Source organism: Pseudomonas paraeruginosa PA7, from assembly GCF_000017205.1.
Lineage (GTDB): Bacteria > Pseudomonadota > Gammaproteobacteria > Pseudomonadales > Pseudomonadaceae > Pseudomonas > Pseudomonas paraeruginosa.
Window position 1 is genome coordinate 3,574,789 of sequence record NC_009656.1, and the last position, 19,448, is coordinate 3,594,236.

The window sequence follows — 19,448 nt, forward strand, 5'->3', positions numbered from 1 at the left end:
GACCAGTCCTGCCAGGGTCTCCCGCACCTACTGCCCACGCCTCGCGACCTGCGAATCCTGTGCATCCGCTACGGCACAGCGGCGCTCCCGCTGCCTTTTGCTGGTAAATGAGCAGACTTCAACTTGAATGAAATTCATGGTCCAGCCACCCTCGGTCGGTAAGCCCCTGCCTTTGTTATGCTTTTCACCTTTCCGCCCACTGACGCCAGGTCCATCCATGTCCAGCCCGCTCACCGATCGCAGCGCCCGCCTGCAAGCCCTCCAGCACGCCCTCAGGGAACGTATCCTGATCCTCGATGGCGGCATGGGCACCATGATCCAGAGCTACAGGCTGGAAGAAGCGGACTACCGCGGCGAGCGCTTCGCCGATTGGCCAAGCGACGTGAAAGGCAACAACGACCTCTTGCTGCTGAGCCGCCCGGACGTGATCCAGGCCATCGAGAAGGCCTACCTCGACGCCGGCGCCGACATCCTCGAGACCAACACCTTCAACGCTACCCAGGTGTCCCAGGCCGACTACGGCATGCAGGCGCTGGCCTACGAGCTGAACGTCGAAGGGGCGCGCCTGGCCCGCCAGGTGGCGGACGCGAAGACCGCCCAGACCCCGGACAAGCCGCGCTTCGTCGCCGGCGTGCTCGGCCCGACCAGCCGCACTTGCTCGATTTCCCCGGACGTGAACAACCCCGGCTACCGCAACGTCACCTTCGACGAGCTGGTGGAGAACTACGTCGAGGCGACCCGTGGCCTGATCGAAGGCGGCGCCGACCTGATCCTGATCGAGACCATCTTCGACACCCTCAACGCCAAGGCGGCGATCTTCGCCGTGCAGGGGGTGTTCGAGGAGCTCGGCGTGGAGCTGCCGATCATGATCTCCGGGACCATCACCGACGCCTCCGGTCGTACCCTGTCGGGCCAGACCACCGAGGCCTTCTGGAACTCGGTGCGGCACGCCCGGCCGATCTCGGTGGGCCTGAACTGCGCCCTCGGCGCCAAGGAGTTGCGGCCGTACATCGAGGAATTGTCGACCAAGGCCGACACCCATGTCTCGGCCCACCCCAACGCCGGCCTGCCGAACGCCTTCGGCGAATACGACGAGTCGCCGGCGGAAATGGCCGTGGTGGTCGAGGAATTCGCTGCGGCTGGTTTCCTCAATATCGTCGGCGGCTGCTGTGGCACCACCCCGGCGCACATCGAGGCGATCGCCAAGGCAGTGGCCAAGTACCCGCCGCGGGCCATCCCGGAGATTCCCCGGGCCTGCCGCCTGTCCGGCCTGGAGCCGTTCACCATCGACCGCAGCTCGCTGTTCGTCAACGTCGGCGAGCGCACCAACATCACCGGTTCGGCCAGGTTCGCCCGGCTGATCCGCGAGGAAAACTACGCGGAAGCCCTCGAGGTCGCCCAGCAACAGGTGGAAGCCGGCGCCCAGGTGATCGACATCAACATGGACGAAGGCATGCTGGACTCGAAGGCGGCCATGGTCACCTTCCTCAACCTGATCGCCTCCGAGCCCGACATCTCGCGCGTGCCGATCATGATCGACTCCTCCAAGTGGGAAGTGATCGAGGCCGGGCTGAAGTGCATCCAGGGCAAGGGCATCGTCAACTCGATCTCGATGAAGGAAGGCGTCGAGGCCTTCAAGCACCACGCCCGCCTGTGCAAGCGCTACGGCGCCGCGGTGGTGGTGATGGCCTTCGACGAGGACGGCCAGGCCGACACCCAGGCGCGCAAGGAAGAAATCTGCAAGCGCTCCTACGACATCCTGGTCGACGAAGTCGGCTTCCCGCCGGAAGACATCATCTTCGACGCGAACATCTTCGCCATCGCCACCGGCATCGAGGAACACAACAACTACGCGGTCGACTTCATCAACGCCTGCGCCTACATCCGCGACAACCTGCCCTACGCCCTCAGCTCGGGCGGAGTGTCCAACGTGTCCTTCTCGTTCCGCGGCAACAACCCGGTGCGCGAGGCGATCCACTCGGTGTTCCTCTACTACGCGATCCGCAACGGCCTGACCATGGGCATCGTCAACGCCGGCCAGCTGGAAATCTACGACGAGATCCCGAAGGCGCTGCGCGACCGGGTCGAGGACGTGGTGCTCAACCGCACGCCCGAGGCCACCGAGGCCCTGCTGGCGATCGCCGACGACTACAAGGGCGGCGGCGCGGTCAAGGAGGCCGAGGACGAGGAATGGCGCAGCTACAGCGTCGAGAAGCGCCTCGAGCATGCGCTGGTCAAGGGCATCACCACCTGGATCGTCGAGGACACCGAGGAATGCCGCCAGCGGTGCGCGCGCCCCATCGAGGTCATCGAAGGTCCGCTGATGGCCGGGATGAACGTGGTCGGCGACCTGTTCGGCGCCGGCAAGATGTTCCTCCCGCAGGTGGTCAAGTCCGCGCGAGTGATGAAGCAGGCGGTGGCCCACCTGATTCCCTTCATCGAGGCGGAGAAAGGCGACAAGCCGGAAGCCAAGGGCAAGATCCTGATGGCCACGGTGAAGGGCGACGTGCACGACATCGGCAAGAACATCGTCGGCGTGGTGCTCGGCTGCAACGGCTATGACGTGGTCGACCTCGGCGTGATGGTGCCGGCGGAGAAGATCCTGCAGACCGCAATCGCCGAGAAATGCGACATCATCGGCCTGTCCGGCCTGATCACGCCGTCGCTGGACGAGATGGTCCACGTCGCCAAGGAAATGCAGCGGCAGAATTTCCAGTTGCCGCTGATGATCGGCGGCGCCACTACCTCGAAGGCGCATACCGCGGTGAAGATCGATCCGCAGTACAGCAACGACGCGGTGGTCTACGTCACCGACGCTTCGCGCGCGGTAGGCGTGGCCACCAGCCTGCTGTCCAAGGAGCTGAAGGCCGACTACGTGGCCCGCACCCGCGCCGACTACGCGGTGGTCCGCGAACGCACGGCCAACCGCAGCGCCCGCACCGAGCGGCTGAGCTACGAACAGGCGATCGCCAACAAGCCGGCGTTCGACTGGGCCGGCTACCAGGCGCCGACGCCTTCCTTCACCGGCGTCAGGGTGCTCGACGAGATCGACCTCGCGGTGCTCGCCGAGTACATCGACTGGACGCCATTCTTCATTTCCTGGGACCTGGCCGGCAAGTACCCGCGCATCCTCACCGACGAGGTGGTCGGCGAGGCTGCCACCTCGTTGTTCAACGACGCCCGGGCGATGCTGAAGAAGCTGATCGACGAGAAGCTGATCAAGGCCCGTGCGGTGTTCGGCTTCTGGCCGGCCAACCAGGTCGAGCACGACGACCTGGAGGTCTACGACGCCGACGGCGAGACCCTCGCCACCCTGCACCACCTGCGGCAGCAGACGATCAAGCCGGACGGCAAGCCGAACCTGTCGCTGGCCGATTTCGTCGCGCCGAAGGACAGCGGCGTGCGCGACTACATCGGCGGCTTCATCACCACCGCCGGGATCGGCGCCGAAGAAGTGGCCAAGGCGTACGAAGCCAAGGGCGACGACTACAACAGCATCATGGTCAAGGCGCTCGCCGACCGCCTCGCCGAAGCCTGCGCCGAGTGGCTGCACGAGCGGGTGCGCAAGGAGTACTGGGGCTACGCCCGCGACGAGCACCTCGACAACGAGGCCCTGATCAAGGAGCAATACATCGGCATCCGCCCGGCACCGGGCTACCCGGCCTGCCCCGACCATACCGAGAAAGGCACCCTGTTCGAACTGCTCGATCCGCAGGGCCTGTCCGGCGTCAGCCTGACCGAGCACTACGCGATGTTCCCGGCCGCGGCGGTCAGCGGTTGGTATTTCGCCCACCCGCAGGCGCAGTACTTCGCGGTCGGCAAGATCGACAAGGACCAGGTGCAACGCTACAGCCAGCGCAAGGGCCAGGAAGCCAGCGTCAGCGAACGCTGGCTGGCGCCGAACCTTGGCTACGACGACTGACCAGGAAGGCGACGATGAAATTCCTCACTCCCGAACAGATGGAAAAACCGCGCAAGCGCCGCCTGCGCAAGAAGCTGCGCCTGGGCGAGTTCCAGGAGTTCGGTTTCAGCTTCGAACTGACCTACGACCGCAGCGCCCTCTCCCACGACGATGCGCTGGACCATCTGATCGACTTCGTCGAAGCCCAGGGCTGGGTGTTCGGCGGTGGCGGCTCACCGGAACAGGCGGAGATCAGCGGCTACCTGTGCCTGGCGCGGGTCGGCAGCCTGGACGAGGCGGACCGGGAAAGCGCCCGCCTGTGGCTGGAAGCCCAACCCTGGTGCAAGACCTTCGAGGTCGGCCCGTTGAGCGACTGCTGGCACAACTTCTTCGAGTGAAACCGGCGCCGGCAGGCGCGAAGATGCAACCTACACCCTGATCAGGCGCGGTTCATGCCCCGTGTGGGCGAGGAAAGCCAGCAGGTCTGCGTAGCGAATGCACTCGGTGGCGGTATTCACCAATGGGTGGAAACCGAGCAACTGGTCCTGGCGAATGGCATCGTCGAGCAACACCTCGACCCTGTGCTGCGGATCGTTGACCAGCGCGAAAGGCGTCACGCAGCCCAGTTCGACGCCGAGGTATTCGCGCAGGCGCTCGACCGAGGCGAACGACAGGCGGCTTTCGTCGATCTGCTCGGCGATGCCCGGCAGGTCGGCCTCCTTGCGCTCGTCGAGCAGCACCAGGTAGTGGCGAGTGCCCTTGCGGTTGCGCAGGAACAGGTTCTTGATGCCCTGGTCGGGCAATTCGATGCCCTGCGCGTAATATTCCTCGATGGAGGCGATCGCCGGATGCTCGACCCGCTGGCTGTCGATGGCCAGCTCGCGGAGCAACGCCAGAAGCGCCTGCTCGTCCATTTTTGCACTCATGGGACGCGCGCCCTCAGGTGAACTGCGAGCCGGAACGGCGCACGAACCTGATCGACCACTTGAAGTTCGGCTTGCGCGTCACACTGATCGGGCGCCGGGTCACGGTATCGATGGTGATGTTCCAGAACCCGGTGCTGGGTACCTTGATCTTCGCCGGGAAGCGGTCGAAGGCACCGCCATGGTAGCTATGCCGTCCGCCATTCTTGAAACTGCGGAAATTGGCGTCGTTCATCAGACGGATGTTGCATTGCTGCGAGCACTCGATGACCACGATGTCGTCTTCGTTGAGGTGTTCGCGCTGGTGGACGAATTTCATGGAACGGTTCCGTTGCTGCGGTGGAGCGGAGCGCAACGATAGCACGTCGGCGCCGGCCATACCGCCTCATGACGGGCAATGGTAGGATGCGCGCCCCATGCGTAGCCAAGACCTCCACCAGCGCCTCGCCGATCTCGGCGCCAAGCCCCTGCATTGCGGGAGGATCGTCCGCGCCTGGCTGCAGGGCCGGGCCCTGGATGCCTGTACCGCCCGCCAACGGGCCGAGGACTTCCTGCCGTTGAGCGTACGCCAGGGCCTCCCACGTGTGGCCGAGGAACTGGAAGGCATCGCCCGCCTGCACAGCGAACACCCGGCCAGCGATGGTTCGTCGCGCCTGCTGGTGGAGCTGGCCGACCGGCAGAGGGTGGAGAGCGTGCTGCTGCCGCGCGGCGGCCTGTGCGTCTCGACCCAGGTTGGCTGCGCGGTCGGCTGCGTGTTCTGCATGACCGGCCGCAGCGGCCTGCTGCGCCAGGTCGGCAGCCTGGAAATGGTCGCCCAGGTGGTCCTGGCGCGGCGCCGGCGAGCGGTGAAGAAAGTGGTGTTCATGGGCATGGGCGAGCCGGCGCACAATCTCGACAACGTCCTCGAAGCCATCGACCTGCTCGGCACCGATGGCGGCATCGGCCACAAGAACCTGGTGTTCTCCACCGTCGGCGATCCCCGTGTATTCGAGCGCCTGCCCGGGCAGCGGGTGAAACCCGCGCTGGCCCTCTCCCTGCACAGCACCGATGCCGAACTGCGCCGGCGGCTGCTGCCCAAGGCGCCGCCACTGAGCCCCGAAGAACTGGTGGAGGCCGGTGAAACCTACGCGCGCCAGGTCGACTATCCGATCCAGTACCAGTGGACCCTGCTCGAAGGCGTCAACGACAGCCTCGAGGAAATGGACGGCATCCTGCGCCTGCTCAAGGGCCGCTTCGCGGTGATGAACCTGATCCCCTACAACAGCATGGACGGCGACGCCTACCGGCGCCCGCGCGGAGAGCGGATAGTCGAGCTGGTGCGCTACCTGCACAGCCGCGGCGTGCTGACCAAGGTGCGCAATTCCGCCGGCCAGGACATCGACGGTGGCTGCGGCCAGTTGCGCGCCAGGGCCGAAGGCGCGGCGCCGCAACGGCACATCCGGGTGCGCCGGGGCTGAGGCCCCCTCCTTCCGCCAAGGGTCTAGACTCTCAGGGCAGGAACGCAAAAAGGGAGGAGCACCGATGGCTATCGAGACGGAAGAACCGAACCAGAAACCACCGACCTTCTGGCAGATGCTGCACAGCGTGATGGCCGCCGCCTTCGGCGTGCAGAGCGGGCGGAACCGCGCCCGCGACTTCACCCACGGCAAGCCCGTCCACTTCATCATGCTGGGCCTGCTGTTCACCCTGGTGTTCGTGCTGCTGCTGGCGGGGATCGTGAAGCTGGTGCTGAGCCTCAGCGGCCTTTGACCCGGCGGCCGCCAAGGCTGGGCATCACTGGTGGCTGACCCAGAAGACGGCGGTGGCCACCACCAGCAGGATCAGTACGAAGGCCGCGCGCGCGTCGACCACGCTATCGCGGTTTTCCTGGGTTTTGCTCGGCTCGCTCATGACTCCCCCTGCTTCTTGTGAGTATCCGGGACGAAGACATCGAAAGGCATGTTCCAGTTAAGACCAGCGCCGCCCATCGCTCAAGAAAGGCACGCTTGCAAAGCAGTTATGCTTGCCTGACGCCTTAGGCTTTTTGGTTCTTACCATATACTCAAACATCACTTTTACGCATAACCCCGAACTGGTATCGTGCGCCCACTCCGCGTGGAGCGCGTAGCCGTGCGCGCTGGTTAACGCAGTAAGCCGCATAGCCTGACAGCAGGAAAATTCATGTACGTATACGACGAGTACGACCAACGGATCGTCGAGGACCGCGTCAAGCAGTTCCGCGACCAGACCCGCCGTTACCTGGCGGGTGAATTGACCGGTGAGGAGTTCCGCCCGCTGCGCCTGCAGAACGGTCTCTATATCCAGCGCTATGCCCCGATGCTGCGCATCGCCGTTCCCTATGGCCTGCTCTCCTCGCGGCAACTGCGCAAGCTGGCGCAGATCGCCCGCGACTACGACAAGGGCTACGCCCACATCAGCACCCGGCAGAACGTGCAGTTCAACTGGCCGGAACTGGAGGACGTGCCGGAAATCCTCGCCGAACTGGCCACCGTGCAGATGCACGCGATCCAGACCAGCGGCAACTGCATCCGCAACACCACCACCGACCAGTTCGCCGGCGTCGCCCGCGACGAGCTGGTGGACCCCCGTCCCTGGTGCGAGATCATTCGCCAGTGGTCGACCTTCCATCCCGAGTTCGCCCACCTGCCGCGCAAGTTCAAGATCGCGGTGAACGGTGCTGTGAGCGACCGCGCCGCCATCGAGGTGCACGACATCGGCCTGGAAGCGGTGAAGAACGAGGCCGGCGAGCTCGGCTTCCGCGTCTCGGTCGGCGGCGGCCTGGGCCGGACCCCGATCGTCGGCAGCTTCATCAACGAGTTCCTGCCCTGGCAGCACCTGCTCGGCTACCTGGATGCCATCCTGCGCGTGTATAACCGCTATGGCCGGCGCGACAACAAGTACAAGGCGCGGATCAAGATCCTGGTCAAGGCGCTGACCCCGGAAGTCTTCGCCGAGCGCGTCGAGGCCGAATGGGCCAGCCTGAAGGACGGTCCGAGCACCCTCACCGAGGCCGAAGTCCAGCGCGTCGCCGCGCACTTCGTCGATCCCGCCTACAAGGCCCTCGACGACCTCGACGAATCCCTCGCCCGGCTCGATGCCGAGCATCCCGGCTTCGCCCGCTGGCGTGCACGCAACACCTTCGCCCACAAGAAGGCCGGCTACGTCGCCGTGACCCTCTCGCTGAAACCCACCGGCCAGGCCCCGGGCGACGTCACCGACAAGCAGCTGGACGCCATCGCCGACCTCGCCGACCGCTACAGCTTCGGCGAGGTGCGCAACAGCCACAACCAGAACATCATCCTTGCCGACGTCGAGCAGGGCGAGCTGTTCACCCTCTGGGGCGAACTGCGCGAACTGGGCTTCGCCACACCCAACGTCGGCCTGCTGACCGACATCATCTGCTGCCCGGGCGGCGACTTCTGCTCCCTGGCCAACGCCAAGTCGATCCCGATCGCCGAGGCCATCCAGCGTCGCTTCGACAACCTCGACTACCTGTTCGACATCGGCGACATCGACCTGAACATCTCCGGCTGCATGAACGCCTGCGGCCACCACCATGTCGGCCACATCGGCATCCTCGGGGTCGACAAGAAAGGCGCGGAGTTCTACCAGGTCTCCCTCGGCGGCAGCTCGGCGCGCGACGCCAGCCTCGGGCAGATCCTCGGCCCGTCCTTCGCCCAGGAACAGATGGCCGACGTGATCGACAAGATCATCCAGGTCTACGTGGAACGCCGGACCGAGGAAGAGCCCTTCATCGACACCTTCCGCCGTATCGGTATCGACCCGTTCAAGGAGCGCGTATATGCAGCGAATCATTAAGGACCGCCAGGTGATCGACGACCGCTGGCACGTGCTGCCCAAGGACGCGACCCTGGAAAGCGTGCCCAACAGCGACGACGTGATCATCCCGCTGGCCCTGTGGCTCGAGCACGGCCCGGCCCTGCGCGGCCGCGACGGCGGCCTGGGGGTCTGGCTGGACGCGGACGAGGAGCCGGAAAGCATCGCCGGCGACCTCGACAGGTTCCAGGTGGTCGCGGTGAACTTCCCGGTCTTCACCGATGGCCGTGGCTTCAGCAGCGCGCGCCTGCTGCGCGAGCGCTACGGCTACAAGGGCGAGATCCGCGCGATCGGCGACGTGCTGCGCGACCAGTTGTTCTTCATGCGCCGCTGCGGCTTCGACGCCTACGCCATCCGTGCCGACCGCAGCCCGGAAGACGCCCTGGTCAGCCTGGACGACTTCAGCGAGGTCTACCAGACCTCGGTGGAACAGCCGCTGCCGCTGTTCCGTCGGCGCGGCTGAGCCCAATCCATGAGAAAAAGCCCCGCTTCGGCGGGGCTTTTTCGTTCCTGGCGCCACGGACGCCTCAGGCCGCCCGCACGCTGTCCCAGGCCACCTGCGCCAGCAGTTCGCGACAGTCAGCCAGCGCCACCCGGCTCCGTCCGGCCAGCCACTGGCGGGCCAGATCGTGGGCCGGGCCGATCACCACCGAGGCGAAGCAGTCGTCCGGCATCTCGCGGAACAGGCCCTCGGCCCGATATCCCGCCAGCGCCGCATGGATCCGTGCGAAGTGCGCTTGGTTGTCGGCCCGCAGGCGCTCGCCCAGCTCCCCCGCCTCCACCCGCCCGCGGCTGTGCAGGATGAAACGCGCCCAGTCGGGATTCGCCACCACCCAGTCGATGTAGCTGGTGACCAGCAGCCTGACCGTTTCCTCGGCGCTGCTCGCCCTGGCGAAGCCGGCTTCGAGCAACGCCGCGTACTGGCCGATCCCCGCCAGGTACAGCTCGCCATGGATGCGTTCCTTGTTGCCGAAATGGTGATAGAGGCTGCCGATGCTCGCGCCGGAACGATCGCGGATCATCTCGATGGTCGTGGCGTCCACGCCATGCTCGCTGAAGCAGGCCAAGGCGGCCTGGAGAATCTCGTCTTTGCGGGAGGAACGGCCCATGTCGGTCCTTGTCGATAATCGTCGGAACGCTGACTAGAATATTTTTCTAGAATAAATTTCTAGCCTTCGTATACTGCCCCGGTGCGCACACATCTTCAATCCTGAAACGCCCGGAGTTTTCCCATGAGTCAGATGATGCAGATGTACCGGCAGGTCGGCCCGGCCCAGTTCAGCGCCATGATCGGCCAGTTCGCACCCTATTTCGCCAGCATCGCCCCGCAGTTCGTCGAACTGCGCCCCGGCTATGCCGAAGTCACCTTCCCCAAGCGCCGCGAGGTGCTGAACCATATCGGCACGGTGCACGCCATCGCCCTGTGCAATGCCGCCGAACTTGCCGCCGGGACCATGACCGACGCCTCGATCCCCGCCGGCCACCGCTGGATTCCGCGCGGCATGACCGTCGAGTACCTGGCCAAGGCCACTGGCGACGTGCGCGCGGTGGCCGACGGCAGCCAGGTCGACTGGAACGCCACCGGCAACCTGGTGGTGCCGGTGGTCGCCTATGTCGACGACCAGCCGGTATTCCGCGCCGAGATCACCATGTACGTCAGCCAGCAGGCCTGAGGCCACGCGCCTCCCGCCGTGCTTTCGGCCGGCTGGAGGCGCGCACTCGCCTGATCCTATCCTCGTAGTGCTGGACAGACACCGGAGCGCCACATGAGCCGAGCGCAACACCGAGCCATCGACAACGGCAACGGCCACATACTGGCCAGCCACTGGTACCGCCCCGAAGGAGCGCCGCGCGGCTGCGCACTGATCGCGCCGGCGATGGGCGTGGAGCAACGCTTCTACGCGGCATTTGCCGCCTGGCTGGCGGAGCGGGGCTATCTCGCCGTGACCTTCGACTACCTGGGCATGGGGCAGTCGCGCAGCGGGCCGCTGCGCGGACTGGAGGTCAGCGTGCTGGACTGGGCTCGCCACGACTGCAGCGCCATGCTCGCCGCCGCGCTCGCCGAGATAGGGGACAGGCCGCTGTACTGGATCGGCCATAGCCTGGGCGGGCAGATCCTGCCTTTCGTCCAAGGGCGCGAACGCATCGCGCGAATCTTCAGCATCGCCAGCGGCAGCGGCTACTGGAAGGAAAACAGCGTCCCGCTGCGCAACAGGGTCTGGCTGTTGTGGTATGTCATCGCGCCCCTGCTGACACCCCTTCTCGGCTATTTCCCGGGCCGCCGCCTGGGCATGGTCGGCGATCTGCCGCGCGGGGTGATCGAACAATGGCGGCGCTGGTGCCTGCACCCGCAGTACGCCCTGGCGGATGGCGAGGACATCCGCCGGGCCTTCTCCAGCGTACGCACGCCGATGGTATCGCTGTCATTCACCGATGACGAAATGATGTCCCGACGCAGCATCGAATCGCTGCTGGGCTTCTACCGCGAAGCGCCGAAAACCGCCTGGCGCATCGCACCTGAAGAAATCGGCGCCCGCCACATCGGTCACTTCGGCTTCTTCCGGGCGCAGTTCGCCGAGTCGCTGTGGGCGGGCTACCTGCTGCCGGAGCTGGGCTCCGGCAACGCTCTCAGCCGAGGTTGACCAGCGCCCGGCCGACCAGCTTGCCGGCAAGGATCTGGTTGATCGCGCCCGGCAATTCCTCCAGGGTGATCTCGCGCACCACCTCTTCGAGGTTGTCGAGCTTCCACTGCAGGGACAGCTTGTCCCACATGGACGCCTTGACCACCAGGGGCAGCTCCACCGAGTCCACCCCGAGCAGGTTCACCCCGCGCAGGATGAACGGTAGCACCGAGGCCTTGAAGCCGGCGCCGGCGGTGAGTCCGCAGCAGGCGACGCTGCCGCCGTACTGCAGCGACTTGACCACGTTGAAGAGGATGTCGCCGCCCACGGTGTCCACCGCGCCGGCCCACTGCTCCTTGAGCAACGGCTTGTCGACGCCATCGGCGACGGTGGCGCGATCGAGGATCTGCTTGGCACCCAGGCGGTTGAGGAACTCGGCCTGTTCCAGCTTGCCGGTGGCCGCGGCCACGGTGTAGCCGAGCTTGGCCAGCAGCTCCACGGCGATGCTGCCGACCCCGCCGCTGGCGCCGGTGACCAGCACCGAACCGTGATCAGGACGCAGGCCACTGCGCTCCAGCTTGTCCACGCACAGCGCCGCGGTCAGGCCGGCGGTGCCGAGGATCATCGCCTCGCGCAGGCTCAGCCCCTGCGGGCGCTTGATCACCCAGGCCGCCGGCACCCGGACGTACTGGCCGAAGCCACCGGCGGTGTTCATGCCCAGGTCGTAGCCGGTGACGATCACCTCGTCGCCGGGAGCGAACTCGGCCACCGAGGACTCGGCGACCACACCGGCGGCATCGATGCCGGGGGTATGCGGGTATTTGCGGGTCACCCCACGGTTGCCGCTGGCGGACAGCGCGTCCTTGTAGTTCAGCGAGGAATACTGCACGCGGATCAGTACGTCGCCCGCCGGCAGGTCGCCGGTATCGCGCTCGACCACCTGCGTCTCGTAAACGCCGTGGGGCGCTTCCGTCACCCACAACGCCTTGAATACAGCCATTTCGACCTCCTCTCGTGAAAACCCTTAAGACAGCCTGTTCGTCCCTGCCGGCGCCGGCCTACTGCCAGAACTTCTGCTGGTTGAGGCGTCCCCACCAGGTCACCAGCACGCGATCGATGACCACGCTGGCGGCCAGGCCGACACGCTCCTGCAGGCTCTTGCGCTCGACGAATCGCACCTGGTAGACGTCGCGTTCCCGGGCCTGCTCGGCCAGGTATTCGTCGCTGGTCTTGAGTTCGTCCACCAGCAGCTTGCCGAGCGCGGCCTGGCCCAGCCAGACCTCGCCGGTGGCGATCTCGTCCATGTTCAGTTGCGGCCGGTAGTGGGCAACGAAGTTCTTGAACAGTTCGTGGGTCACTTCCAGGTCTTCCTGGAATTTTTCCCGGCCCTTCTCGGTATTCTCGCCGAATACCGTCAGCGTACGCTTGTATTCGCCAGCGGTAAGCACCTCGAAGTCAATGTCGTGCTTCTTCAGCAGGCGATGGACGTTGGGCAACTGCGCCACCACGCCGATCGAGCCGAGGATGGCGAAGGGCGCGGAGAGGATCCGCTCGCCGATGCAGGCCATCATGTAGCCGCCGCTGGCCGCCACCTTGTCGACGCAGACGGTCAGCGGCACCCCGGCCTGGCGGATGCGCGCCAGCTGCGAGGCCGCCAGGCCGTAGCCATGGACCATGCCGCCGCCGCTTTCCAGGCGCAGCACCACCTCGTCGTCCTTGCCGGCCATGCTCAGCACCGCCGTCACCTCATGGCGCAGTTGCTCGGTGGCCGAGGCCTTGATGTCGCCGTCGAAGTCGAGGACGTAGACCCGCGATTTCTGTTCAGGATGTTTCTTCGCCTGCTTGGCCGCCTTGCTTTCCTCCTTGTGCAGGGCCTTGAGGCTGGCCTTGTCGAGGACACTGTGGCGAACGCGCTCGCGCAGGTCCTTGTAGAAGTCGTTGAGCTTCTGCACGTCGAGATGCCCGCCTGCGCCGCGCCGTCCGCGACCACGCAGGGCGACGATCACCACCAGCACCACGATGATCGCCGCCAGCACGGTCACGGTCCTGGCCAGAAAGCCCGCATATTCGGCAATGAACTCCACACAACCCCCTTTCTACTGTTGACGCACCCATCGGCGGGCGACACGATTGCGCAAGCATACCCAGGCCACCGACGGGCGGCCAGCGATGCCGCTGCCGGAAGAACCTTCGCAGGGCGCGCCCGGGCAGGCCGATAAAGGCAGCGAATGGCATTCAAACAAGCGTATGTTTTTTCGTTGACAGCCCCCGGTGATCCTCATACCCTCGCGGAACTTTCACCCGCCGAGGTCCGCCCGTGGGCAGCATCTACCTGATTCGACATGGCCAGGCGTCGTTCGGTGCCGACGACTACGACGTGTTGTCGCCGACCGGCGTGCGCCAGGCGGAGATCCTCGGCGACCACCTGCTGAACCTCGGCGTCCGTTTCGACCGCGTGCTCAGCGGCGGCCTGCGCCGCCAGCAGCACACCGCCCGCACCGCCCTCGAGCGCCTGCGGGCCGGCGGCCTGCAGACAGCGGAACTGGAAGTCGATCCGGCGTTCGACGAATTCCAAGCCGACGCGGTGATCCGCGCGCACCTGCCGGACCTGCTCGAGGAGCAACCCGAGGCCCTGCATATCCTTCGCCATGCCGCCGAGCATCGGGCGGAGTTCCAGCGCCTGTTTTCCACCATCATCGCGCGCTGGGTTTCCGGCAACCATGAGAAAGATGGGCTGGAAAGCTGGGCCGGATTCCTCGATAAGGTCCATGACGGTCTTCGCCGTCTGCTGGCCGAGGCCAGCGGCAAGGACAGGGTTGCCGTGTTCACCTCCGGCGGCACCATCACCGCCCTGCTCCAGCTGATCGTCGGCATTCCGCCGCTCAAGGCCTTCGAGCTGAACTGGCAGATCGTCAATACCTCGCTGACTCGCCTGAAGTTCCGCGGCGAGGAAGTGTCACTGGCTTCCTTCAACAGTCACGTGCACCTGGAACTGTTGAAGGCGCCGGACCTCATCACCTATCGATGAGCCGGCCTACCGCGACCGTTCCGGTCGCCGAAAAAACCCTAGAAGAAAGGAATAGAACCCATGACCACCGTTGCTGACATCGTCTCCACCATGAAAAGCAAGTTCAACGCCAGCGCGGCCGCCGGCCTGGATCTGGTGTTCCAGTTCAACATCGAAGACGGCGACAACCACTACCTGGTCGTCAAGGACGGTACCTGCGAAGTGGTACAGGGCGACGCCGAGAACCCCAACGTCACCCTGATCATGGACAGCGAGACCCTGAAAGGCATCACCAGCGGCGAGACCGACGGCATGCAGGCCTTCATGGCCGGCAAGCTGCGCGCCGAAGGCGACATGATGCTGGCGATGAAGCTGGGCGAACTGTTCCCGGTCTGATCGTTTCCGGCGTCATGCCAGAAGGAAGACCGGAGTCCCTCGCGGCTCCGGTTTTTTTTCGTCCGGCATTCCTCCAGGCCGACGATCAGGCACCGTGATGGAGCGGCAACACGCTTGCCCATAACGCCCGGCGGCGGCTTGTGAGGCCCGGGACAGGGCATTAGATTAGCCAATTATCGCCGGTCACCATCATTGCGCAGCCTGATGCGCGCACCGGCTTCCGCGGCTCCGCCGTGGCACCACGAGAAGGGAACCCCATGTCGCTGACCGACCAGTCCACCCGCATCCGCGCCGGCGAAGAACTCGACGCCGCCGTCATCGACCCGTACCTGAAAGCCCATATCCCCGGCCTCGAAGGCACCCCGAAGATCAGCCAGTTCCCCGGCGGCGCCTCCAACCTCACCTACCTCATCGAATACCCGCGCCAGGAGTTCGTCCTGCGTCGCCCGCCATTCGGCCACAAGGCCAAGTCGGCCCACGACATGGGCCGTGAATACCGCATCCTGAACCAGTTGAACGCCGGCTTCCCCTATTGCCCGAAAGCCTATCTCTACTGTACCGACGAGTCGGTGATCGGCGCCGAGTTCTACGTCATGGAGCGGGTCAAGGGCATCATCCTGCGCGCCGAACTGCCGCCGGAGCTGAATCTCGACGAACAACAGACCCGCAGCCTGTGCAAGAGCTTCATCGACAAGTTCGTCGAGCTGCACAACGTCGACTATGCCGCCTGCGGGCTGGCCGACCTGGGTCGCCCGGAAGGCTACGTGCAGCGCCAGATCGCCGGCTGGACCGACCGCTACGAGAAGGCCCTGACCCCCGACGCGCCGCTCTGGGAGCCGGTCAAGGCGTGGCTGAAGGACAAGCAGCCGGCCGACCACCACAAGCCGGGCATCGTGCACAACGATTACCGCTTCGACAACGTCATCCTCGACCCGGATAACCCGATGCAGATCATCGGCGTGCTCGACTGGGAACTGGCCACCCTCGGCGACCCGTTGATGGACCTCGGCAACACGCTCGCCTACTGGGTGGAAGCCGGCGACCCGGCGCCGGTGCAAATGACCCGCCGCCAGCCCAGCCACCTGCCGGGCATGCTGACCCGCCGCGAGTTCGCCGACTACTACGCCGAGCGTGCCGGCATCGCGCCGATCGTCAACCTCGACTTCTACTACACCTACGGCCTGTTCCGCCTCGCCGGGATCGTCCAGCAGATCTACTACCGCTACTACCACGGGCAGACCCAGGACAAGCGTTTCGCCCAGTTCGTGCAGATGAACAAGCTGCTGGAGCAGATGAGCCTGCAGGCCATCGAGCGCTCCCGCCTGTAACCGACCACTACAAGGGGATAGCCCATGTCCAAGACCCACCTGTTCGACCTCGACGGCAAGATCGCCTTCGTCTCCGGCGCCAGCCGCGGCATCGGCGAGGCCATCGCCAAGCTCCTGGCCCAGCAAGGCGCCCACGTGATCGTTTCGAGCCGCAAGATCGACGGCTGCCAGGCGGTCGCCGACGCGATCGCCGCGGAGGGCGGCAAGGCCACCGCGATCGCCTGCCACATCGGCGAGATGGAGCAGATCCAGAACGTCTTCGCGCAGATCCGCGAACAGTTCGGCCGCCTCGACATCCTGGTCAACAACGCCGCCACCAACCCGCAGTTCTGCAACGTCCTGGAAACCGACCTGGGCGCCTTCCAGAAGACCGTCGACGTCAACATCCGCGGCTACTACTTCATGTCCATCGAGGGCGGCAAGCTGATGAAGGAGCACGGTGGCGGCAGTATCATCAACGTGGCCTCGATCAACGGCGTATCGCCCGGCGAGTTCCAGGGCATCTACTCGGTGACCAAGGCCGCGGTGATCAGCATGACCAAGGTCTTCGCCAAGGAATGCGCGCAGTTCGGCATCCGCTGCAATGCCCTCCTGCCAGGGTTGACCGACACCAAGTTCGCTTCGGCGCTGGTGAAGAACGACGCGATCCGCAACCTCGCCCTGCAGCGCATCCCGCTCAAGCGCGTGGCCGAGCCGAGCGAAATGGCCGGTGCCGTGCTCTACCTGGCCAGCGAGGCGTCCAGCTACACCACCGGCGTGGCGCTGAACGTCGACGGCGGTTTCCTTTCCTGACGGAACGGCGAGCGCACGAGAGGGAGCCAAGGCTCCCTCTTTTCATTCAGGATTGCCAGTGCCTCGCACGAGTGCGGGCTATTCAGCTGCGTTCTCGGGCAGTCGGATGCCATAGGCGTTACCCGGCGCTTCCGCTTCAGTTGCCGACCCGCCAGCCACCGTTCACCGAGACCACCGCTCCGGTGACGAAGCCAGCCTCGGGCGAGGCCAGCCAGGCCACCGCCGCGGCGATGTCCTCGACTCGCCCGGTCCGGCCCAGCGGGGTTTCCCCGACGATGGCGGCCACCCGCTGCGGGTCGAGACCGCCGGGGAAGAACCGGGTATCGGCGATGTAGCCCGGCGCCACGCTGTTCACCGTGATTCCGCGCGGTCCGAGTTCGCGTGCCAGCGCCAGGCCGAAGCCGTGCAGGCCGGCCTTGGCTGCCGCGTAACCCAGCGCGCCGGGACTGCCGCTGCCGGCCTGGGCGGCGATCGAGCCGATGTGGATGATCCGTCCATCCTCCTCGGCAAAGCGTGGCAACAACGCCAGCGACATGAGAAAGGCGCTCTTCAGGTTGCCGGCCAGCAATGCATCCCACTCCCGCTCTGCTTCCGCCAGGGGCGTGGTGGCGGCGACCAACCGGGTGAAGCCGGCATTGTTCACCAGTACGTCGAGCGTATCGAAGGTCTCGCCGATCCAGGCGGCGACCGCCTCGACGTCGTCGCGTCGGGCGAGATCGGCGGCCATCCAGGCCACACCGCCCAGCTCGGCGGAGACAGCCTCCAGGCGTCGTCGGTCGCGGGCCACCAGGGCGACCCGATAGCCTTGTTGCTGGAGATGTCGGGCGATGGCCAGGCCGATGCCCGAGGAGCCGCCGGTGACCAGCGCGCTACGCGGAGAAGGATGGGTATGCATGACAGGCTTCCTCTGTGGGAGATGGGGTCGCCTCGTCTGGCCAGAGCGAGTGGACGGGAGAATTGTCGGACGTTACGCCGCGATATATCCAATACTGTCTTTCTCAACACGCCATATCCGGGAGGTATCGCAGTGGCCGACCTGCGCCAGTTCCGCCAGTTCGTCGCGGTGGCCGAGGAGCTCAGCTTCCGCCGCGCCGCTGAGCGCTTGCACATGGCCCAGCCGCCCTTGACCACGGCCATCCGGCGGCTGGAAGAGGAAGTCGGCACGCGCCTGCTGGAACGCGACAACCGCATCCACCGCCTGACCCCGGCGGGACGCGCCTTCCTCGACGAGGCGCGGCGCACACTGGCCCAGGCCGAACGCACCCTGGCGGCCGCCCGCAGCGCCGCCAGCGGGCGCCCGACGCTGCGCCTGTCGTTCGTCGACAGCACCATCAACCTGCTCCTTCCGCGCATCCTCCAGGCGTTCCGCCAAGGCGGCGACGCGCTGGACTTCCAACTCCAGGAAGACACCACCGCGGCGCAACTGGAAGCATTGCGCGAGGACCGCACCGATGCCGGGCTGATCGTCCTCCCGGTGGAGCGCCAGCCTGGCCTGCACACGCACCTGCTGGTGGATGGGGAGATGCGCGTGGCGCTGCCCGAGGGCCATCCCCTGGCGCACCATGCCAACCTGCGCCTGGAGCAACTGGCCGGGGAGCCCTGGCTGCTTTTCCCACGGCACCACGGCCCGGGCATGCACGACCTGATCGCCAGCGCCTGCGCCGAGGCCGGCTTCGTCCCGAACGTGGTACAGCAAGCGCGGCAGATGCAGACCATCGCCGGCCTGGTGGCCGGCGGCATCGGCGTCGCCCTGGTGCCTTCGCTGCTGCAGCCGCTGCGGCCGCCCGGCGTGGTCTTCCGCCCCCTGCACGGACGAGCGCGGATTCCCTACCGGCTGGCACTGGCCTACCGCACGCCATCGGCGCTGGTCGAGCGTTTTCGCGAAGTGGCCCAGGCGGTCGCCGCCGAGCCGAGCTTCGGCGGGAAACCTAGCGCCAGTCTCTGAGCGCTGCCTCGGCCGCCGGGTTCATCGGCTCGGCAAGCAGCCCGGCGACCCCGTAGTTCACCGCGAACACGGCCTGGTCCGCCATCGGCAGGAAGGTCACCCGCCCGGCCAGCGGTTCGAACAGGAACAGGTCGTGCTCGCCGGCCCGCAGCCAGCGCCAGAGATCGACGCCCAGCGGACTCTGCGACAGGCTCAGGCGTCGGCCGCGGGATTGCTGCTCGAGGGCCAGGAAGCGGCCGCTCAGCGCGTCGAGCCGGTAGCCCGGCGCCAGGCCGATCAGGGCGGCCAGCCCCTTCCAGCGGAAGATCCGCGCATCCAGTTGCCAGAGTTCGCCGTCCAGCACTACGCTGCGTTCGCTGGCGCCCTCCTGGATCAATACCCGGTAACGCTGCGGCCCTTCGGCCTGGAAGCTCAGGGTGGCCATCGGCTGCTCGGGCTTGAGCAATGAATAGCTGCGCAGGTCCCAGGCCAGCGCCAGCAGCAATGCCGCCAGGGCGACGAAGGCCAGGCCGCAGGTACCGCGCAGCCAACCGAGGAACCAGGTGCGCTCGAACAGGATGCGCGCCGCGACCAGGATGGCCAGCAAGGCCAATAGCGCGAATGCCCAGGCCAGGCCGTCGTACTGCATGCAAGCGATTCCTTCTAGGTGAAATTGCGGGCATTATGCGCACCGCTCCTCCCGACGGCCAGCGAGGCCG

The 19,448-nt window shown here is 66.0% G+C and carries 20 protein-coding genes; 13 read left to right on the forward strand and 7 right to left on the reverse strand.

Translation table 11 applies throughout. The features are described from left to right. Positions 1 to 217: 217 nt before the first annotated feature. Both metH and PSPA7_RS16375 read left to right on the forward strand, forming a co-directional pair. Positions 218 to 3,922 carry a methionine synthase gene (gene metH, locus PSPA7_RS16370; RefSeq protein WP_012076145.1) on the forward strand — a complete coding sequence of 1,235 codons (3,705 nt, stop codon included), beginning with the start codon at positions 218 to 220 and terminating at the stop codon, positions 3,920 to 3,922. A 14-nt stretch (positions 3,923 to 3,936) separates the two neighbouring features. Then, complete coding sequence (locus PSPA7_RS16375) at positions 3,937 to 4,299, forward strand: YggL 50S ribosome-binding family protein (RefSeq protein WP_003108731.1); 363 nt, start codon at positions 3,937 to 3,939, stop codon at positions 4,297 to 4,299. A 30-nt stretch (positions 4,300 to 4,329) separates the two neighbouring features. On the opposite strand, the gene PSPA7_RS16380 is transcribed toward PSPA7_RS16375, so the two are convergent. Together PSPA7_RS16380 and PSPA7_RS16385 are read right to left on the reverse strand one after the other, a co-directional pair. Continuing rightward, a complete protein-coding gene (locus tag PSPA7_RS16380) occupies positions 4,330 to 4,827 on the reverse strand; it encodes a prolyl-tRNA synthetase associated domain-containing protein (protein WP_023443100.1) in 498 nt (165 codons plus the stop codon). A gap of 13 nt (positions 4,828 to 4,840) precedes the next feature. Then, positions 4,841 to 5,143: a DUF1883 domain-containing protein gene (locus tag PSPA7_RS16385; RefSeq protein WP_003154266.1), complete on the reverse strand. Its 303-nt coding sequence runs from the start codon at positions 5,141 to 5,143 to the stop codon at positions 4,841 to 4,843. A 97-nt stretch (positions 5,144 to 5,240) separates the two neighbouring features. On the opposite strand from PSPA7_RS16385, the gene PSPA7_RS16390 reads away from it, so the two are divergent. From PSPA7_RS16390 to PSPA7_RS16410, 4 genes are all read left to right on the forward strand, one after another. Then, a complete protein-coding gene (locus PSPA7_RS16390; RefSeq protein WP_012076146.1) occupies positions 5,241 to 6,281 on the forward strand; it encodes an RNA methyltransferase in 1,041 nt (346 codons plus the stop codon). Between the two features lie 64 nt (positions 6,282 to 6,345). Continuing rightward, positions 6,346 to 6,573: a DUF2970 domain-containing protein gene (locus tag PSPA7_RS16395; RefSeq protein ID WP_003154264.1), complete on the forward strand. Its 228-nt coding sequence runs from the start codon at positions 6,346 to 6,348 to the stop codon at positions 6,571 to 6,573. Between the two features lie 411 nt (positions 6,574 to 6,984). Beyond that, complete coding sequence (locus PSPA7_RS16405; protein ID WP_003154262.1) at positions 6,985 to 8,643, forward strand: nitrite/sulfite reductase; 1,659 nt, start codon at positions 6,985 to 6,987, stop codon at positions 8,641 to 8,643. After that, complete coding sequence (locus tag PSPA7_RS16410) at positions 8,627 to 9,124, forward strand: DUF934 domain-containing protein (protein WP_012076148.1); 498 nt, start codon at positions 8,627 to 8,629, stop codon at positions 9,122 to 9,124. Before PSPA7_RS16405 ends, PSPA7_RS16410 begins: the two co-directional genes overlap by 17 nt. Before the next feature lie 64 nt (positions 9,125 to 9,188). On the opposite strand, the gene PSPA7_RS16415 is transcribed toward PSPA7_RS16410, so the two are convergent. Beyond that, positions 9,189 to 9,770, reverse strand: coding sequence for a TetR/AcrR family transcriptional regulator (locus PSPA7_RS16415; RefSeq protein ID WP_012076149.1), 582 nt, complete (start codon positions 9,768 to 9,770; stop codon positions 9,189 to 9,191). Between the two features lie 123 nt (positions 9,771 to 9,893). Between PSPA7_RS16415 and PSPA7_RS16420 the strand changes: the two genes are divergently transcribed. Then, positions 9,894 to 10,334, forward strand: a complete 441-nt coding sequence (locus PSPA7_RS16420) for a hotdog fold domain-containing protein (protein WP_003156517.1) — start codon at positions 9,894 to 9,896, stop codon at positions 10,332 to 10,334. 93 nt (positions 10,335 to 10,427) lie between these two features. Beyond that, positions 10,428 to 11,303 (forward strand): alpha/beta hydrolase family protein, encoded by an 876-nt coding sequence (locus tag PSPA7_RS16425; RefSeq protein ID WP_003156518.1) that lies wholly within the window; start codon positions 10,428 to 10,430, stop codon positions 11,301 to 11,303. Here PSPA7_RS16425 and PSPA7_RS16430 read toward each other — a convergent pair. Both PSPA7_RS16430 and sohB read right to left on the reverse strand, forming a co-directional pair. Then, positions 11,290 to 12,282 (reverse strand): YhdH/YhfP family quinone oxidoreductase, encoded by a 993-nt coding sequence (locus PSPA7_RS16430; protein WP_012076151.1) that lies wholly within the window; start codon positions 12,280 to 12,282, stop codon positions 11,290 to 11,292. The genes PSPA7_RS16425 and PSPA7_RS16430 overlap by 14 nt on opposite strands. A 58-nt stretch (positions 12,283 to 12,340) precedes the next feature. Then, positions 12,341 to 13,366 (reverse strand): protease SohB, encoded by a 1,026-nt coding sequence (gene sohB / locus PSPA7_RS16435; RefSeq protein WP_003156520.1) that lies wholly within the window; start codon positions 13,364 to 13,366, stop codon positions 12,341 to 12,343. 233 nt (positions 13,367 to 13,599) lie between these two features. Here sohB and PSPA7_RS16440 point away from each other — a divergent pair, with 233 nt between their 5' ends. The 4 genes from PSPA7_RS16440 (at position 13,600) to PSPA7_RS16455 (ending at position 16,805) form a co-directional block, all read left to right on the forward strand. Next, entirely contained in the window at positions 13,600 to 14,310 is a 711-nt protein-coding gene (locus PSPA7_RS16440; RefSeq protein WP_012076153.1) for a histidine phosphatase family protein, read from the forward strand. Positions 14,311 to 14,370: 60 nt separating this feature from the next. Then, positions 14,371 to 14,685 carry an SCP2 sterol-binding domain-containing protein gene (locus PSPA7_RS16445; RefSeq protein WP_003087993.1) on the forward strand — a complete coding sequence of 105 codons (315 nt, stop codon included), beginning with the start codon at positions 14,371 to 14,373 and terminating at the stop codon, positions 14,683 to 14,685. 257 nt (positions 14,686 to 14,942) lie between these two features. After that, positions 14,943 to 16,013 (forward strand): phosphotransferase family protein, encoded by a 1,071-nt coding sequence (locus PSPA7_RS16450; protein ID WP_012076154.1) that lies wholly within the window; start codon positions 14,943 to 14,945, stop codon positions 16,011 to 16,013. A gap of 24 nt (positions 16,014 to 16,037) precedes the next feature. After that, complete coding sequence (locus PSPA7_RS16455) at positions 16,038 to 16,805, forward strand: SDR family oxidoreductase (RefSeq protein ID WP_012076155.1); 768 nt, start codon at positions 16,038 to 16,040, stop codon at positions 16,803 to 16,805. A gap of 136 nt (positions 16,806 to 16,941) precedes the next feature. Here PSPA7_RS16455 and PSPA7_RS16460 read toward each other — a convergent pair whose 3' ends face one another. Further along, entirely contained in the window at positions 16,942 to 17,700 is a 759-nt protein-coding gene (locus tag PSPA7_RS16460) for an SDR family NAD(P)-dependent oxidoreductase (RefSeq protein ID WP_012076156.1), read from the reverse strand. A gap of 132 nt (positions 17,701 to 17,832) precedes the next feature. Between PSPA7_RS16460 and PSPA7_RS16465 the strand changes: the two genes are divergently transcribed. Next, positions 17,833 to 18,750, forward strand: coding sequence for a LysR family transcriptional regulator (locus PSPA7_RS16465; RefSeq protein ID WP_012076157.1), 918 nt, complete (start codon positions 17,833 to 17,835; stop codon positions 18,748 to 18,750). Here PSPA7_RS16465 and PSPA7_RS16470 read toward each other — a convergent pair. Next, the gene (locus tag PSPA7_RS16470; protein ID WP_003153560.1) at positions 18,734 to 19,378 is read right to left on the reverse strand and encodes a hypothetical protein; all 645 of its coding nucleotides are present in this window, start codon (positions 19,376 to 19,378) and stop codon (positions 18,734 to 18,736) included. The genes PSPA7_RS16465 and PSPA7_RS16470 overlap by 17 nt on opposite strands. Positions 19,379 to 19,448 lie beyond the last annotated feature (70 nt).

Bases quoted from the DNA above. Each gene is read 5' to 3' on its own strand.
- PSPA7_RS16445 (WP_003087993.1), top strand. From the start codon at position 14,371: ATGACCACCGTTGCTGACATCGTCTCCACCATGAAAAGCAAGTTCAAC.
- PSPA7_RS16430 (WP_012076151.1), bottom strand. From the start codon at position 12,282: ATGGCTGTATTCAAGGCGTTGTGGGTGACGGAAGCGCCCCACGGCGTT.
- PSPA7_RS16390 (WP_012076146.1), top strand. From the start codon at position 5,241: ATGCGTAGCCAAGACCTCCACCAGCGCCTCGCCGATCTCGGCGCCAAG.
- PSPA7_RS16375 (WP_003108731.1), top strand. From the start codon at position 3,937: ATGAAATTCCTCACTCCCGAACAGATGGAAAAACCGCGCAAGCGCCGC.
- PSPA7_RS16470 (WP_003153560.1), bottom strand. From the start codon at position 19,378: ATGCAGTACGACGGCCTGGCCTGGGCATTCGCGCTATTGGCCTTGCTG.
- PSPA7_RS16410 (WP_012076148.1), top strand. From the start codon at position 8,627: ATGCAGCGAATCATTAAGGACCGCCAGGTGATCGACGACCGCTGGCAC.
- PSPA7_RS16420 (WP_003156517.1), top strand. From the start codon at position 9,894: ATGAGTCAGATGATGCAGATGTACCGGCAGGTCGGCCCGGCCCAGTTC.
- PSPA7_RS16405 (WP_003154262.1), top strand. From the start codon at position 6,985: ATGTACGTATACGACGAGTACGACCAACGGATCGTCGAGGACCGCGTC.
- PSPA7_RS16415 (WP_012076149.1), bottom strand. From the start codon at position 9,770: ATGGGCCGTTCCTCCCGCAAAGACGAGATTCTCCAGGCCGCCTTGGCC.
- PSPA7_RS16460 (WP_012076156.1), bottom strand. From the start codon at position 17,700: ATGCATACCCATCCTTCTCCGCGTAGCGCGCTGGTCACCGGCGGCTCC.
- PSPA7_RS16380 (WP_023443100.1), bottom strand. From the start codon at position 4,827: ATGAGTGCAAAAATGGACGAGCAGGCGCTTCTGGCGTTGCTCCGCGAG.
- metH (WP_012076145.1), top strand. From the start codon at position 218: ATGTCCAGCCCGCTCACCGATCGCAGCGCCCGCCTGCAAGCCCTCCAG.
- PSPA7_RS16450 (WP_012076154.1), top strand. From the start codon at position 14,943: ATGTCGCTGACCGACCAGTCCACCCGCATCCGCGCCGGCGAAGAACTC.
- PSPA7_RS16385 (WP_003154266.1), bottom strand. From the start codon at position 5,143: ATGAAATTCGTCCACCAGCGCGAACACCTCAACGAAGACGACATCGTG.
- PSPA7_RS16455 (WP_012076155.1), top strand. From the start codon at position 16,038: ATGTCCAAGACCCACCTGTTCGACCTCGACGGCAAGATCGCCTTCGTC.
- PSPA7_RS16425 (WP_003156518.1), top strand. From the start codon at position 10,428: ATGAGCCGAGCGCAACACCGAGCCATCGACAACGGCAACGGCCACATA.
- PSPA7_RS16395 (WP_003154264.1), top strand. From the start codon at position 6,346: ATGGCTATCGAGACGGAAGAACCGAACCAGAAACCACCGACCTTCTGG.